The organism is Pseudomonas sp., from assembly GCF_028293835.1.
Taxonomy (GTDB): Bacteria; Pseudomonadota; Gammaproteobacteria; order Pseudomonadales; family Pseudomonadaceae; genus Aquipseudomonas.
Map to the genome: position 1 here is coordinate 1 of NZ_JAQGNX010000118.1, position 15,471 is coordinate 15,471.

Sequence of the window (15,471 nt, forward strand, 5' to 3'; positions counted from 1 at the left end):
AGACTCCAAAACGCATTGAACCCCTGATCGAGGACGGTCTGGTCGACGAGGTGCTGCGCCCACTCATGAGTGGTAAAGAGGCAGCTGTTTATGTGGTGCGCTGTGGCGAAGAGCTGCGGTGTGCCAAAGTCTACAAGGAGGCGAATAAACGTAGTTTCCGGCAAGCCGCCGAGTATCAGGAGGGTCGCAAGGTTCGCAATAGCCGGCAGGCCCGAGCGATGGCGAAAGGCTCTAAATTCGGTCGTAAAGAGACCGAGGACGCTTGGCAGAATGCCGAAGTAGCGGCTTTGTTCCGTCTGGCCGCCGCCGGTGTGCGGGTTCCGAAACCGTACGACTTCCTGGAAGGCGTGTTGTTGATGGAACTGGTCGCCGACGAATATGGCGATGCTGCGCCCCGTTTGAACGATGTCACATTGGACCCGGATCAAGCGCGCGAGTATCACGCGTTCCTGATCAGTCAGATTGTGTTGATGCTGTGTACCGGTTTGGTGCACGGCGACTTGTCTGAGTTCAATGTGCTGCTGACGCCGAACGGCCCCGTCATCATCGATTTGCCACAAGCAGTCGATGCGGCGGGCAACAACCATGCGTTCAGCATGCTGGAGCGTGATGTCGGCAACATGGCGTCCTACTTCGGGCGTTTTGCGCCAGAGTTGCGGCTGACCAAGTACGCGAAGGAAATGTGGTCATTTTACGAAGCGGGCACGCTGTCGCCGGCAACGGTGCTGACAGGGGAGTTCGACGAGCCGGAAGAAGAAGCCGATGTTGGCGGAATCCTTCGAGAAATCGAAGCCGCACGTTTGGATGAAGACCGTCGTCAAGCCGGTCGCGCCGACGCTGAAGCGCCGCCAAACAAAGCCGAAGAACCGCCTCCGCCGTGGATGCAGTGATTCGCAAATGAAGAATCCGGCTCAGGCCGGATTTTTTATGGTCAATCCCCTGTGGGGTGCATCAACCGCAACAGCCGCCCGACGCAAGGTTTTTGAGGATGGGACAATCGGGGCGGTGGTCGCCTTGGCAGTGTTCGACCAGGTCCTGCAAGGTGTCGCGCAGACTGGCCATGTCCTCTATTTTTTGATTCAGCTCCCCGATGTGTTTACGCGCCAGGTCCTTCACGTCGGCGCTCGCCCGGCTTTGGTCTTGCCAGAGTGTCAGCAGCTTTGAGACTTCCTCCAGCGAAAACCCCAGGTCTCTGGAGCGTTTGATAAACGCCAGCGTGTGCAGATCATCCTGACCGTATAAACGATAACCGCTGTCGCTGCGGTGGGCCGCCTTGAGCAATCCGGTGGACTCGTAATAACGAATCATCTTGGCGCTCAGGCCACTGTTTTTCGCCGCTTGGCCGATGTTCATCGGATCCCCCGGTTCAATGGTTGACTCAATACTCCAGCGCGGCTGGCTTGAGGTACATACCGCTTGGGCTGTTAGCGATCCGGTATTTAACGATATCCCCCGCATGCAGTTGGATAACGGTGGACCTGGGGACCGTCATGCCCGGCGCGCAACCTGGCGCTTGACCTGGCAACAGGCGTAAACGCACATCTGTTTTGCCTGGCGCCAGGTTAAAAGAGGTGGATTCTTCCTGAAATAAGCGGCCGACCAACTGGTCCTGAACGTAAATACCAATTTCGCACGACGTCGCCACCTCCAGTCGCTCTCGAGAGACGATCAACACGCTGTAGTCTTGCGAGTCGGCTTGAGCCCACGGTGCTGCAGCCATAAGGCCAAGAATGCTGAAAACACTCAATGCTGACCAGCGCATCGCTGATACTCCTGCGTGAAATACGGTGATAACGCAGCTTGGCCGAGCGGCGCGACGAATACCAGCCCGGCAGAGAAAACAGGCCCTTGACCTTGCCATGATGGGAAAGTTGAAGATGCGTGTGATTTCACTGACTGCAATCACCAAAGGATAAACGATATGCACACATTCAACGTTCAGGGCATGACCTGTGGCCACTGTGTCCGGGCTATCACTCAGGCTGTGCAACACGGTGACCCCGCAGCTGACGTACAGGTGGATTTGGCCACGGGGATAGTACAGGTACAAAGCGCACTCGCGGCCGACACCCTCTCAGCGCTAATCACCGCAGAAGGCTACGGGGTTACGCTGCAGGGGGATTAAGACGTCCCATTATGAAATATTTTGAATAATTTGCCCTGCGAGACGCTCTAAGGTTTCAGGACGGTTAAACTATTGAATTGCGCGTGATGCAGTTTTGGATACCTGATGAACCTCCGAATAATCTTGATACTCGGCGCCCTGAGCGCTTTCGGTCCGCTGGCGATCGATTTTTACTTACCCGGTTTCCCGGCCATTGCCTTGGCTTTCGGCACTGACGAAAAGCACGTACAGATGACGCTGGCGGCTTATTTCCTGGGCCTGTCCATCGGCCAGTTGGCCTACGGTCCTGTTGCCGATCGTTTCGGCCGAAGGGTTCCCCTGTTAGTCGGTGTGGGCCTTTTCACGCTGGCCTCCCTGGCCTGTTCGTTTGCGCCCAGCCTTGAATGGCTCATTGCCGCACGCTTTATCCAGGCGTTGGGCGGCTGTGCCGGTATGGTCTTGTCTCGGGCAATCGTCAGCGATAAGTGCAATCCGGTGGAGTCGGCGAAAGTGTTCTCGCAGCTGATGCTGGTGATGGGGTTGGCACCGATACTCGCGCCGATGTTCGGCGGCTTATTGGTCAACCTATACGGCTGGCACTCTATCTTCCTGGTGCTAAGTGCCTTCAGTGCCTTGTGCTGGCTAGCGGTTTTCCGGGGGTTAGCGGAGAGCATGCCGGCAGAACACCCACGTCATCCTTTGACGGGAGCCTTGAAGCAATACACGCGGTTGTTGGGCGATAAGGTTTTCATCGGCCATGCGTTGACCGGCGGTATCGCGATGGCGGGTATGTTTGCTTACGTTTCCGGTTCCCCTTTCGTGTTCATCAAGCTGTACGGCGTACCACCGGAGCATTATGGCTGGCTGTTTGGCTCCAACGCAGCGGGTTTCATTCTTACGGCACAGGTTAACGCCCGGGTATTAAGCCGGCGCGGGCCCGCTTTCTTGCTGGCCCGTGCGGTGTGGGTCTATGTGGCGGCGGCGTTGGTCCTGCTTGGAATCGCGTCCTTGCACACCGAAGCGCTGTGGCCATTACTGATTCCTTTGTTCATTTGTATCGCCAGCCTTGGCTGTATCATTCCCAACGCGTCAGCCTGCGCAATGAATGGTCAATGGAAACGGGCAGGCAGCGCATCGGCGCTACTGGGTTGTCTTCAATTCAGTGTCGCGGCGGGTGCGTCTGCGTTGGTAGGGATTCTGCACAACGGCACGGCCATCCCAATGGCCATGGTAATCAGTCTGTGCGGAATATTGGCGGTTACTGCAGCGCTGTTGACCCAACGTCTACAGCGCACAAGGGATGCTTTAATAAGCGACACCGCGCGGGCTTGATCAATGCTGAATGTTGCGGGTTGGCCTAGCCTGCAACGTATTGCCGCGCGGTGGGCAACGTGTGTGGGGCTAGAAGCCTGGACTCAAGGGTGCGGACAAACGCCCGCGCCTCTGTCTCATTGCGGAAACTTACGACATGCTGGTCCAGGCGAACTTGCCATTGACCTTGGGACTTTGCTGATTCTCGCACCAGAACTTTCATACTGACTTCCTCGAGGGTGGCAAACGCAGCCAGTTTAATCCTCGTGCCGAGCAGCGTATTGATGCTGATCAAGCCGCCTGACTGACGGCGCTGTTCGTTTGAACAGTACGCCGTCACAGAATGATCAGAAGCCTTCGAGAACAATCTTGCCCTTAGCCTTGCCGCTTTCCAGCAACGCATGGGCACGGCGCAGGTTTGCTGCGTTGATGGTGCCGAAGTGCTCACCGAAGGTGGTTTTCAAGGTGCCCGCGTCGATCAGGTCTGCAATGCGATTGAGCAGTGCGTGCTGCTTGATCATGTCTGCGGTTTCATACAGCGATCGGGTGTACATGAACTCCCAATGCAACGAGATACTTTTGCGTTTCAGCTTGGTTACGTCGAGGGTCTTGGGGTCATCGATCAGCCCTAAACGACCCTGTGGTGCGAGGGCTTCGACCAACTGATCCAAATGTTTGTCAGTGTGAGTCAGGCTGGCGACGTGGGTTACTTGAGGCAACCCGGCGCGGGTCAATTCCTCATTAAGCGGCTTGCTGTGATCCAGCACATGATGCGCGCCCAGCTCGCTGACCCAGGCCTCGGTTTCGGCGCGTGACGCGGTGCCAATAACCTTGAGACCTGTCAGTTGACGAGCCAGTTGGGTCAGGATCGAGCCTACACCGCCAGCGGCGCCGACAATCAGCAAGCTTTGGCCAGTGTCCGCGCTGCCTTCAGCAATCTGCAGGCGCTCGAAAAGCAATTCCCAGGCGGTGATAGCTGTTAGCGGCAACGCGGCGGCGTGGGCGAAACTCAGGGATTCAGGCATGTGCCCAACGATTCGCTCATCCACGACGTGCAGTTCGCTATTAGCCCCAGCGCGGGCAATCGAGCCTGCGTAAAAGACTTTGTCGCCTGGCTGGAACAGTGTGACTTCATTGCCCACCGCTTTGACGATGCCAGCGACGTCCCAACCCAACACCTTGGCAGCGCCACCTTCCGGTTGGGCGTTCTGACGAACCTTGGTATCAACCGGGTTGACGGAGATGGCTTTGACTTCGACCAACAGGTCGCGAGGCTCGGCCACAGGAGCTTGCAGCTCGATGTCCTGTAGAGAAGCGGGATCACTGATAGGTAAACAGGTGTAGTAGGCGATGGCTTTCATAACGGTTCCGGGGTGAGTGGTCGGGCTGGAGAGGATGATTAGCTATTTCTCTCAAAGATAAAACCCGCTAAAACGGCAGTCTCTTTCAATTTTTTTTTGATAATCCGGGCCCTTATGCTGCGTTTTGATGATTTGCAATTGTTCGTCCGTGCCGCTGATTTGGGCAGTTTGTCAGCGGCTGCTCGGGTTATGGACCTCTCGGCTGCAGTAGCCAGCGCCGCGCTCAAACGTATTGAGCAACAGTTAGGCGCGCGGTTACTGACGCGTTCCACCCGAAGCCTGCGCCTGACCGCCGAAGGGGAAGGATTTCTCGAATACGCCAGAGCGGCGTTGAGTAGCCTTGATGAGGGGCGCCGTTTGTTGGCCAGCAGTCAGGACCAAGTGAGCGGTGTGCTGCAATTGTCAGCGCCTTCTGATTTTGGTCGTAACGTTCTATTACCTTGGCTCGATGATTTTCAGCGTCAACATCCTCAGCTCACAGTACGCTTGTTACTGGGCGACAGAATCGCCGATTTGTTTCGTCAACCGGTGGATGTTGCGCTGCGCTATGGGGAACCAGAAGACTCCAGCCTGATCGCTTTACCCATCGCTCCCGACAATCGCCGCGTACTCTGTGCTGCGCCGTCTTATCTTGCCCGATATGGCGAGCCACAACATGTGGAACAGTTGGCGCAGCACAATTGCCTGTTGTTCATGCTGGGTAATCGGGTGCATGACCACTGGCAATTCCATGACGGCAAACGAGAGATGAGCCTGACCGTGCATGGTGACCGTTTCAGTGACGACGCGGATGTTGTGCGCTTGTGGGCCATCGCCGGTGCCGGGGTCGCTTATAAGTCCTGGTTGGATGTTGCCGGTGATGTGCGAGCGGGGCGCTTGAAAGTATTAATGCCGGAGTTACAGGGCGAGTGGGCACCGCTTAATTTACTGTGTGCGCATAGAGCGCAATTAAGTAATCCGGTCAATTTATTGCGCGACATGCTGAAATTGCGTTGTGCCGAATGGGCACCGCAAATAGCGGCCGGAGCGTAACCCCCTGTGCAAATTATCGGGGCCTACGCTGTACAGAGAATTGTCTTACAGTAAACGAAAACAACGGTATCAATTAAAACCTGTAATGACAGCGTAATGCGTAGAACGCTCCGTGAATGCGTCGTATTTTTTTGAGTGTTTTGTGTGTTTCTTCTGTAGGCAATTCCCTTAAGCCAAGCGTACGATTTTCGCAGCACGACCTGTAAGTGACCGGCCTGCCAAGCTTTCAAGGGAGGTGAAGAATTCAACGGGACGTTTTTAACCTGAGATCAGATGACGGACTTTGGCTCTAGGCTGTCGATGGCGGCCTGATGGCGAGTTTAATCACCATTTCGTAAAGGAGCGCTGGGCTTATACTTGTCGCCATTGGCCGAGCCCGTCAGTCGTCACGCAGGATATATCTGTAGGACGAATTGGGACCGGCTTGAATGATATAGATGCCTTAGGCTTAAAGTTGCGTCATATATAAGGTCGTCATATCACGATCCGGATGATTCGGTGAATATAGCCCTCATTTTGGCGTCTTAGCGTCTTGGCTGGACACCATTTGCTGTTCACTATGTCAGTGCGATAGACGAATGTTTCAACAGGGAGTGAATACATGGAATATGCACCTTGCATTAGCCAGATAGCCACGTTGCTGGCTGACCCGAAGCGCAGTGCAATGATTTGGGCGTTAATGGACGGGACCGCCCGGCCGGCGGACGAATTGGCTTTGCTGGCTGGGCTGTCCACTTCGTCGGCAGGCGCCCACTTGGCACGGCTGGCTAGCGGTGGGTTATTGAAGCAAGAGGCGCGGGGCAGAAAGCGGTTCTTCAGACTGGCCGCACCAGAGGTCGGTGCTGCGGTTGAAGCGCTGGCCAGTGCCTCATTGGTCAGCACAGACCGCGTCAGCAAAAGTGTCCCGCAACTTGTTATGTCCACATCGCCTTTGCCGCTACGAAGGGCACGGATCTGTTCCGATCATTTAGGAGGGGAGCTAGCGGCTGAGCTGTATCAACGTCTATTGGGCGCGGGCTGGATCGAACAGCAGGATCAGCGCATAGAGGTCACCAGCAAAGGCATTGCCCAGTTCGCTGAGCGCGGTATTTACGTCCCCGCATTGGCCCATCGCAAGCGTCAAACCGTCTGCGCCTGTCCGGATTGGAGCGAGCGCACCCCCCATTTGGGCGGCGCATTAGGCGCAGGGCTGTTGCAGCTGTTCATTCAGCTGGGCTGGCTGCGGACCATGGATGAATCAACCGCCTTGCAGGTTTCGTCCAGCGGGCAGCGCGAGATCAGCAGAATAGCCTCGGCCGCCTGACGCCACGTTGTAAGGGATCCCCAGACCACGGGGTCCCATACAACGGCTCATCAGGGTTTAATCAACCGGGCGTCCAGGCTGTTTTGCGCCAGGCGTTTGGCTTGGTCTTGGCTCATGCCCAGATGAGTGTGCAGGGCATGGAAGTTCTCCGTCACATACCCACCGAAATACGCCGGGTCGTCAGAGTTGACGGTGACCTTTACCCCACGCTCAAGCATGTCGAGAATGTTGTGCTGAGCCATGTCGTCAAACACACACAGCTTAGTGTTGGACAGCGGGCAAACCGTCAGCGGGATTTGCTCATCAATGATTCGCTGCATCAGCCGCTCATCTTCGATGGCGCGTACGCCATGGTCAATTCGTTCGATTTTCAATAGGTCCAACGCTTGCCATATGTATTCAGGCGGCCCTTCTTCGCCTGCGTGGGCGACCGTCAGAAAACCTTCGCCACGTGCGCGGTCGAATACCCGCTGGAACTTGCTCGGTGGATGTCCCATCTCCGAACTATCAAGGCCGACGGCGACAAACGCGTCGCGAAACGGTAATGCCTGATCAAGGGTTTTTTCGGCCTCTTCTTCACTCAGGTGCCGAAGGAAACTGAGGATCAAGCCGCTGCTGATGCCAAGTTTCTGCTGGCCATCCTTCAGTGCACTGGCAATACCACTAACCACCACTTCGAAGGCTATGCCTCGGTCGGTGTGGGTTTGCGGATCAAAAAACGGCTCGGTATGAATGACGTTTTGGGCCTTGCAGCGTTGCAGGTAGGCCCAGGTCAAGTCATAGAAATCCTGTTCGGTGCGCAACACATCAGCGCCGCGATAATACAGGTCGAGGAATTCCTGCAGATTATTGAAAGCGTATGCTTTGCGTAGGGTTTCTACGTCGGCCCAGGGCAGCGCGATTTTGTTGCGGTCGGCCAAGGCGAAAAGCAGTTCAGGCTCCAGCGAGCCTTCGAGGTGTAGGTGCAGTTCTGCTTTGGGCAGCGCGTTTAGCCAATCGTACATGTGCGTTTTCTCATCAGGTGCAGATGCTGGCATTCTACAGAGGATGACCGGTTGGAGAGCAAAACCTGACCAGCAGGTTCAACATTCACACCGGGATCATTACTGCTACCGTTAGCGACGAAACGTTTAGTGACTACATGCAGTCTGTAGTTCAGACATTTACTCCTCGCTAAACCCAAGGGCGCCAATGCTGACCTATCTTAAAGACGAGAAGTTTCTGCTGTTGGCAGTTCTTGCTGCGTTTATTGCGTTTCCCTTTGAACATTGGTTGCTGACCAATGGCCAAGGCATCGCGCTGGCCGGCGGGATCGCTTTGGTGGCAGCGATTGTGTGTGCTTCCATGCGCGTGGCCCATCACGCCGAGTCGCTGGCACACAAGGTAGGCGATCCTTACGGTACGATGATTCTGACGTTGGCTGCTGTGTTGGTCGAGGTAGTGATCCTGGCCATCATGATGAGCAACGAACCTTCGCCGACGCTGGTGCGGGACACGATCTATTCGGCAGTTATGCTCGACATCAACGGCATCCTCGGTCTAGCGGCGCTGATGGGTGGGCTCAAGCATGGCGAGCAATCCTATAACGACGATTCAGCGCGTACTTACAGCGTGATGATTTTGACCGCGATGGGCGTTTCCATGGTGGTGCCTGAATTTATCCCCGAAGGCGACTGGAAGATTTATTCAGCCTTTACGATTGGCGCAATGGTGGTGTTGTACGCGCTGTTCCTACGCATGCAGGTCGGGCCGCACAGTTACTTTTTCAGCTACAGCTACCCGCAGAAAAAACGCAAAAACCAACCTGCGGAGGTCGAGCCACCTATCAATTTGACGCGCGCTATTGGCACGCTGGTGTTCGGTGTCGTGGTCATCGGTGCGTTGGCGGAAGTAATGTCGAAAACCATCGATCTTGGGCTTGAGGGGACCGGCGCGCCGCCGGTTATGGCAGCGATTTTAGTGGCGGCCATTTCTGCAGCCCCGGAAATTCTGACTGCTTTGCGCGCAGCGCTGGCCAATCGTATGCAGTCCGTTGTGAACATTGCGCTGGGTGCTTCGTTGTCGACCGTGATCCTGACGGTTCCGGTCATGGAGGCCATGGCCCTGTACAGCGGACAGCCATTTCAGATGGCGATGACACCCGTACAGACAGTAATGGTCTTCATCACTTTGCTGGTGAGCGCGATCAATCTTAACGATGGCGAAACCAACGCCATTGAAGGCATGACTCATTTTGTGTTGTTCGCGACCTTCATCATGCTGTCGATGCTGGGGGTTTAAACGCCCCAACATTGGTAGCCGGTTAGCGTCGGGCGGGCGGATTGTGCCCACGAACAAACGCAAGGCTACTGTATGAATTGACTAAAAATCGAACAGTGCCACGGACGCCTTGAGCCGTATGCGTTTACGGAAGCCGTGCACGGGTTATCCACAGAACGCTCCACAGGAATTGTGCGCAAGCCAAAATCACCGGAATAAACAACGACCGCGTTGGATCTGGTTGCGATAAGCCATCCTAACCGGCTGTTTTCAGGTGACTTTTTGCACGAGAACGGGATATTGGCTGAAAAGTGATCAGTTGGCGCTGTGCCTTACGGGGCGGGGGCTACAGCTGAATATGCTCAGCTTATCCACAGCCAGGCCCACAGTGGATGTGGGCAAATACCTATTCGTCTGAAGACCGATGCAACACGATGCGCCCGCGGCTGATATCGGCTAATTGCCGATGCAGCACTTCAAAGTGTTCAGGGCCCAGCGATACCTGCAACTCAACGCCATTGGCGGTAAAGGTTTCGCTCACCAGCAGTCCATTCAACTCCGCCAACCGTAATTTGACCAACGCCAGTTCGCTAAAACTGCAATCGAAGCTCAACGTCACTCGATGAATTAATGGCACGCGCTCGGCCTGTTGCAGGCACTTATTTGCGCCGCCGCCGTACGCTCGCGCCAACCCCCCGGTGCCCAGTTGGATGCCGCCGTACCAGCGGATAACCAATACCACCACTTGGTCAAAATCTTGCGCTTCTATGGCCGCCAAAATAGGTCGACCTGCTGTGCCACCAGGTTCGCCGTCATCATTGCTGCGGTATTGGTCAGCGAGTTTCCAGGCCCAGCAATTGTGAGTAGCGTTGAGATCACTGTGTTGCTCTATGAATGTTTGCGCGTCGGCAGCGCTGGCGATGGGCGCTGCCAAGGTGATGAAACGGCTTTTGCGAAACTCTTCCCGATATTCGCATAGGCCGACGAGGCTAAAAGGCATGACCAGATTCCGCTAGTAGGCCGGAGGCGTCAGCCCACAACCTTTGAGGATGATGCGAATCAAATTGTCACCAGCGTCTTCCATATCCTGTTTGGTCAGGCGCGTACGACCGGTAACGCGGCAAATTTGCGTCGCGAAATCGGCATAGTGCTGAGTACTGCCCCACAATAAAAAGATCAAGTGCACGGGGTCGACAGGGTCCATTTTGCCGGCGTCGATCCAGGCCTGGAAGACTTCTGCCCGACTTTTGAACCATGCGCGGTAGTCCTGGCTGAAATATTCATTCAGGCATTCACCGCCGCTGATGATTTCCATCGCGAAAATCCGCGAAGCTTGCGGCTGACGCCGGGAAAACTCCATTTTGGCGCGTATGTAGCGGGTCAACGCCTCAGCAGGATCGTCCTCAGCGCTGAGGGCGTTAAACGTGCTGTCCCACAGGTCCAGGATGTTACTCAGGACCGCGATATAAAGTCCGAGTTTGTTGGTGAAGTAGTAATGCAGGTTAGCCTTGGGCAAGCCTGCGTTCTGCGCAATGGTGTTCATGCTGGTGCCTTTGAAACCGTGACGCGCGAACTCGTCTTCAGCGGCTTTGATGATGGTTTCTTCGTTTTTCTGACGAATACGGCTGGCAGGTTTAGCGGTAGCGTTGGGGCTGTGCGCTGGGACTTCAAAGGTCATGGTGCGGTTCCGAACGGATATGGGCTGCGTCATGTGAACTGATAACGCACCCGCGTCGATCCGACAAGTGGTTGCGTCGCAATTATTGCCCCAACGCTTCTGTTTCTGATGTGGAATTAACGGTTGCACTGGGTACATTGCGCTCCGGCAGGAGCAAGGACATAACGATAGCGGTAATGCCACCGCTGGTAATGGGTGAGTTGAGCAGGGTTTGTATCATTTTTGGCAGATGGCTGAGCAATGTCGGTTGGGCCGCGATACCCAGGCCCACGCCGAAAGACACGGCAATGATCAGCATGCTGCGGCGGTCCAGGGGCGCCTGGGACAAAATGCGCACTCCGGCGGCGGCGACGCTGCCGAACATTACTAACGTAGCGCCGCCCAGCACGGGTTTCGGTATTTGCTGGAGCAAGGCGCCGATCATCGGGAACAGCCCAAGAATGAACAACAGCAGCCCGATGTACAGGCCGATATAGCGGCTGGCCACGCCAGTCAGCTGGATGACGCCATTGTTCTGGGCAAAAGTGGTATTGGGAAACGCACCCAGGGTCGCGGCGATCAGGCAACTCACACCGTCACCGAGTACGCCACCTTTCAGTCGCGAGATGTAGCTGGGGCCTGTGATGGGTTGGCGAGACAGCATGCAATTGGCGGTCAAATCACCGACGGTTTCAATGGTGCTGATGAGATAGATCAAGGCCACCGGAATAAACGCCGCCCAGTCGAAGCTGAAGCCGAACCTGAAAGGTATTGGCACATTGATGATCGGGCCACCCGTGATGGCATGGGGCACCAGTTTTCCGCAAAACCACGCGGCCAGACTGCCCAGCGCCAAACCCAGAATAATCGCTGAGAGCCGTATCCAAGGGGTGTTTGAGCGGTTCAGCAGAACGATGACCAACAACACGAACACACCGAGGGCCAGGTTCAACGGTTCACCGAAATCAGGGGCGTTGAATCCACCGCCCAAATCCGTAACTCCGACATTGATCAGGCTCACACCAATCAACGTGATCACAATACCGGTCACCAGCGGCGTGATTACTTTATGCAGTTGGCCGATAAAGCGACTAAGTACTATCTGTACCAGTGCGCCAAAAAAACACAGGCCAAAGATCATTGCCAAAATATCTTCAGGGCCGCCACCCCGTTGTTTGACCATAAACCCGGCCGACAGAATTGCGCCAAGAAATGAAAAGCTCGTGCCTTGCAGGCAGATCATGCCCGCGCCAATACCGAAAGGCCGGCGAGCCTGAATGAAGGTGCCTACGCCGGAAACCATCAAGGCGGTGCTGATCAAGTAGGGCAAGTAAGCGGTCAGGCCCAGTGCGGACGCAATCACCAGCGGCGGGGTAATGATGCCAACGAAGCTGGCGAGTACGTGTTGCACAGCCGCGAGCAGTGCTGGGGCAGGCTTGGGTCGGTCATTCAGCCCGAAAATCAGGTCTGTGTAGGATGAAGACTCTGGCTGCATGGCGCTCTCTCGGTGCGGGTAGATTGGGAGTGTATTAAGCGCCTGCAAAAAGCTGTCCAACTGTTCAGCTAATTGATCGTTGTCCGTATATAAACCAAACGATATCAATCAGTTAATTATTTTCGGACGCCGTGTGTATCTTACAAATTTTGTTACGTGCGCGCCCTCCATGCATCAACGTGTGGCCGCCAGGCTGTCGAGAAAACTCTCCAGCACCAGATGAGGGCGTCGGCCTTTGCGTGTGACTGAGGCCAACGTAAGGTCGTAAAAACGGGTTGCCGGTTTTAATGCGCGCAGGCGGCCTTGCTGCACCCATAGGTTAGCGTAGTGATCCGGTAAGTAACCGATGTAGCGTCCGGTCAAAATCAGAAATGCCATGCCTTCGCGGTCCGACGCACTGGCAGTGCACGTGAGTGCCTGATAATGCGCTTGAATGTCTGTAGGTAATCTGAAGGTAGGTGCGATCGCATCATGGGCATCCAGGCGTGCGTCATTCAGCGCTGCATCTTCCATATAGAAGAGCGGATGACCTACAGCGCAGTAGAGTTGTGACCGCTCGCTGTACAGCGGCTGGTATTCCAGGCCAGACAATGCGCTGGCCTGCGGCACGACGCCAACGTGCAGGCGTCCATCAAGCACACCTTGCTCCACTTCATTGGGCGCGATCATGCGAATGTGGATATGCACGTCCGGCCCGCGTTCTTTCAATTGGGCCAGTGCGTGGGTGATGCGCATGTGTGGGAGCGTAACCAGGTTGTCGGTCAGGCCAATGTTCAGCTCACCGCGCAGATGCCGATGCAGGCCATTGACCTCGGTGCGAAAGCTTTCCAGTGCACTTAATAGCTGCAAGGCCGATTGATAGACCTCGCGGCCTTCCTCAGTCAGGGAAAATCCGCCCCGCCCGCGCTGGCACAAGCGTAAACCCAGGCGCTGCTCGAGATCGATCATTTGTTGGCTGATGGCTGAACGGCCGATGCCAAGCGCGCCTTCAGCTGCCGAAAAACCTCCCGACTCGACTACGCTTCGAAAGATGCGCAGCAGTCGTACATCAAAGTCGCTGACTTGAGCGAGTGGATCAACTCGACGGCTGCTAGTAAGTTTACTCATTGGCTACCTGAAGATCACTAATACTGAATTTTCAGAACTTTATGCCCATGGCAACTTAGCTGCAACAGTGTGACCCGATACGCTGCTCCCTTTCCCCGTGAGGTATTTGCATCCATGGATCTTCCCGAAACCGCTGAAACGTCTTCGACCAGTCAGTTAAAACTCGATGCCCATTGGATGCCTTACACCGCTAACCGCAGCTTTCAGCGGGACCCTCGGATGATCGTTGCGGCCCATGGCAGCTACCTGACAGATGATCAGGGCCGTAAGATTTATGATTCGTTGTCCGGTCTTTGGACTTGCGGCGCCGGGCATACGCGCAAGGAGATCCAGGAGGCTGTCTCGCGGCAACTGGGTGTCCTCGACTACTCGCCAGCGTTTCAATACGGCCACCCATTGTCGTTTAAGTTGGCGGAGAAAATTACCGAGCTCACTCCGGGCAATTTGAATCACGTCTTCTATACCAACTCCGGTTCCGAGTGCGCGGACACGGCGGTGAAAATGGTGCGCGCTTACTGGCGCCTGAAAGGGCAGGCCACGAAGACCAAAATGATCGGTCGCGCTCGTGGATACCACGGCGTAAACATCGCGGGCACAAGCCTGGGTGGGGTTAACGGCAACCGTAAAATGTTTGGGCAGTTAATGGATGTTGATCATCTGCCGCACACTTTGCTGGCCAGCAACGCTTATTCGCGAGGTATGCCTGAACAGGGCGGTATCGCCCTTGCTGATGAAATGCTTAAGCTGATCGAGTTGCACGACGCGTCCAACATCGCGGCTGTTATTGTCGAGCCTATGGCAGGTTCGGCGGGCGTATTGGTGCCGCCGCAGGGTTATCTGAAACGTCTGCGGGAGATCTGCGATCAGCACAATATCTTACTAATCTTCGATGAGGTCATTACCGGTTTTGGTCGCACGGGTTCAATGTTTGGTGCGGACAGCTTCGGTGTTACCCCGGACTTAATGTGCATCGCCAAGCAAATTACCAATGGTGCTATCCCCATGGGTGCGGTGATCGCCAGCAGCGAGATCTATCAGACGTTCATGAATCAACCCACACCGGAATATGCGGTCGAATTCCCACACGGTTACACCTACTCTGCGCATCCTGTTGCCTGTGCGGCGGGGCTTGCAGCGCTGGAATTGTTGCAGCGTGAAAACCTGGTTCAGCAGGCCGCCGAGGTTGCGCCACATTTCGAGAAGGCATTGCACGGCATCAAGGGTGCGAAAAACGTCGTGGATATTCGTAACTATGGGCTGGCGGGTGCTATCCAGATCGCGCCACGTGACGGCGATGCCATCGTGCGCCCCTACGAAGCCGGGCTAAAACTGTGGAAAGCGGGCTTTTACGTGCGCTTTGGCGGTGACACGCTGCAATTTGGGCCTACCTTCAACAGCAAACCGCAGGATCTCGATAGATTGTTCGATGCGGTGGGCGAGGTGTTGAACCAGGTTGATTGATCTCTTCTATATAGAAGAGCAGCGGTGAGGCGCTTTTGCAGCATGGTGATGGGGGCAGGCCATAAAGCTTGCCCCTCTTTATATCGGTGTATTCTATGAATATGAATATTTGTTGAAGTTAGCTATTGACGTAACTTTTTCCGGGCCTATAATTCGCACCTCTTCCGGAGCAGATGAAACGGAAACTCCTTGGTAATCAACGAGTTAGCCAGTTCAGATGCGAGCAAGAGGCTTCGATCGCGGTGATCGGAAGTGGTGAAAAAAGGCAGTTGACAGCGAGTTGAAACGCTGTAGAATTCGCCTCCCGCTGCCGAGCAACGTGAAGTTGATCGAAGCGCAAGTGGTTGAAGTAACAAGGGAAACCTTGAAGCTTCGTGAAAT

15 protein-coding genes and 1 pseudogene are annotated in these 15,471 nt (G+C 55.3%); 7 read left to right on the forward strand and 9 right to left on the reverse strand.

Annotated elements, in window-relative coordinates; all coding sequences use genetic code 11:
* Positions 1-890: PA4780 family RIO1-like protein kinase (locus JWR17_RS16980; protein ID WP_299833098.1), on the forward strand; the 890-nt coding region annotated here is incomplete at its 5' end.
* A 61-nt stretch (positions 891-951) separates the two neighbouring features.
* On the opposite strand, the gene cueR is transcribed toward JWR17_RS16980, so the two are convergent.
* Positions 952-1,353, reverse strand: a complete 402-nt coding sequence (gene cueR, locus JWR17_RS16985) for a Cu(I)-responsive transcriptional regulator (RefSeq protein WP_299833099.1) — start codon at positions 1,351-1,353, stop codon at positions 952-954.
* Between the two features lie 25 nt (positions 1,354-1,378).
* Positions 1,379-1,762, reverse strand: coding sequence for a hypothetical protein (locus JWR17_RS16990; RefSeq protein ID WP_299833100.1), 384 nt, complete (start codon positions 1,760-1,762; stop codon positions 1,379-1,381).
* A gap of 159 nt (positions 1,763-1,921) precedes the next feature.
* Here JWR17_RS16990 and JWR17_RS16995 point away from each other — a divergent pair, with 159 nt between their 5' ends.
* Both JWR17_RS16995 and JWR17_RS17000 read left to right on the forward strand, forming a co-directional pair.
* Positions 1,922-2,125 (forward strand): cation transporter, encoded by a 204-nt coding sequence (locus tag JWR17_RS16995; RefSeq protein ID WP_299833101.1) that lies wholly within the window; start codon positions 1,922-1,924, stop codon positions 2,123-2,125.
* A 105-nt stretch (positions 2,126-2,230) separates the two neighbouring features.
* The gene (locus tag JWR17_RS17000) at positions 2,231-3,436 is read left to right on the forward strand and encodes a multidrug effflux MFS transporter (RefSeq protein WP_299833102.1); all 1,206 of its coding nucleotides are present in this window, start codon (positions 2,231-2,233) and stop codon (positions 3,434-3,436) included.
* A 326-nt stretch (positions 3,437-3,762) separates the two neighbouring features.
* Here the strand turns inward: JWR17_RS17000 and JWR17_RS17005 are convergent, their stop codons facing one another.
* Positions 3,763-4,776, reverse strand: coding sequence for a zinc-binding alcohol dehydrogenase family protein (locus JWR17_RS17005; RefSeq protein ID WP_299833103.1), 1,014 nt, complete (start codon positions 4,774-4,776; stop codon positions 3,763-3,765).
* A gap of 114 nt (positions 4,777-4,890) precedes the next feature.
* On the opposite strand from JWR17_RS17005, the gene JWR17_RS17010 reads away from it, so the two are divergent.
* On the forward strand, positions 4,891-5,808 hold the full coding sequence (locus JWR17_RS17010; protein ID WP_299833104.1) for a LysR family transcriptional regulator: 918 nt from the start codon (positions 4,891-4,893) through the stop codon (positions 5,806-5,808).
* A 601-nt stretch (positions 5,809-6,409) separates the two neighbouring features.
* Positions 6,410-7,111 carry a helix-turn-helix transcriptional regulator gene (locus tag JWR17_RS17015; RefSeq protein WP_299833105.1) on the forward strand — a complete coding sequence of 234 codons (702 nt, stop codon included), beginning with the start codon at positions 6,410-6,412 and terminating at the stop codon, positions 7,109-7,111.
* A gap of 50 nt (positions 7,112-7,161) precedes the next feature.
* Here JWR17_RS17015 and JWR17_RS17020 read toward each other — a convergent pair whose 3' ends face one another.
* Positions 7,162-8,115: an adenosine deaminase gene (locus JWR17_RS17020; RefSeq protein ID WP_299833106.1), complete on the reverse strand. Its 954-nt coding sequence runs from the start codon at positions 8,113-8,115 to the stop codon at positions 7,162-7,164.
* Positions 8,116-8,302: 187 nt separating this feature from the next.
* On the opposite strand from JWR17_RS17020, the gene JWR17_RS17025 reads away from it, so the two are divergent.
* On the forward strand, positions 8,303-9,391 hold the full coding sequence (locus JWR17_RS17025; protein ID WP_299833108.1) for a calcium:proton antiporter: 1,089 nt from the start codon (positions 8,303-8,305) through the stop codon (positions 9,389-9,391).
* A gap of 385 nt (positions 9,392-9,776) precedes the next feature.
* Here JWR17_RS17025 and JWR17_RS17030 read toward each other — a convergent pair whose 3' ends face one another.
* The 4 genes from JWR17_RS17030 to JWR17_RS17045 all read right to left on the reverse strand — a co-directional run bounded on the left by JWR17_RS17030 (position 9,777) and on the right by JWR17_RS17045 (position 13,629).
* Positions 9,777-10,370 (reverse strand): YigZ family protein, encoded by a 594-nt coding sequence (locus JWR17_RS17030; RefSeq protein ID WP_299833109.1) that lies wholly within the window; start codon positions 10,368-10,370, stop codon positions 9,777-9,779.
* 12 nt (positions 10,371-10,382) lie between these two features.
* Entirely contained in the window at positions 10,383-11,048 is a 666-nt protein-coding gene (locus JWR17_RS17035; protein ID WP_299833110.1) for a TetR/AcrR family transcriptional regulator, read from the reverse strand.
* An 82-nt stretch (positions 11,049-11,130) separates the two neighbouring features.
* The gene (locus JWR17_RS17040) at positions 11,131-12,522 is read right to left on the reverse strand and encodes a nucleobase:cation symporter-2 family protein (protein WP_299833111.1); all 1,392 of its coding nucleotides are present in this window, start codon (positions 12,520-12,522) and stop codon (positions 11,131-11,133) included.
* A 174-nt stretch (positions 12,523-12,696) separates the two neighbouring features.
* Positions 12,697-13,629 carry a LysR family transcriptional regulator gene (locus JWR17_RS17045; protein ID WP_299833112.1) on the reverse strand — a complete coding sequence of 311 codons (933 nt, stop codon included), beginning with the start codon at positions 13,627-13,629 and terminating at the stop codon, positions 12,697-12,699.
* A 114-nt stretch (positions 13,630-13,743) separates the two neighbouring features.
* On the opposite strand from JWR17_RS17045, the gene JWR17_RS17050 reads away from it, so the two are divergent.
* Positions 13,744-15,090: an aspartate aminotransferase family protein gene (locus JWR17_RS17050; RefSeq protein WP_299833113.1), complete on the forward strand. Its 1,347-nt coding sequence runs from the start codon at positions 13,744-13,746 to the stop codon at positions 15,088-15,090.
* A gap of 196 nt (positions 15,091-15,286) precedes the next feature.
* Here the strand turns inward: JWR17_RS17050 and JWR17_RS17055 are convergent.
* A pseudogene (locus tag JWR17_RS17055) lies at positions 15,287-15,471 on the reverse strand (hypothetical protein); the annotation flags it as partial.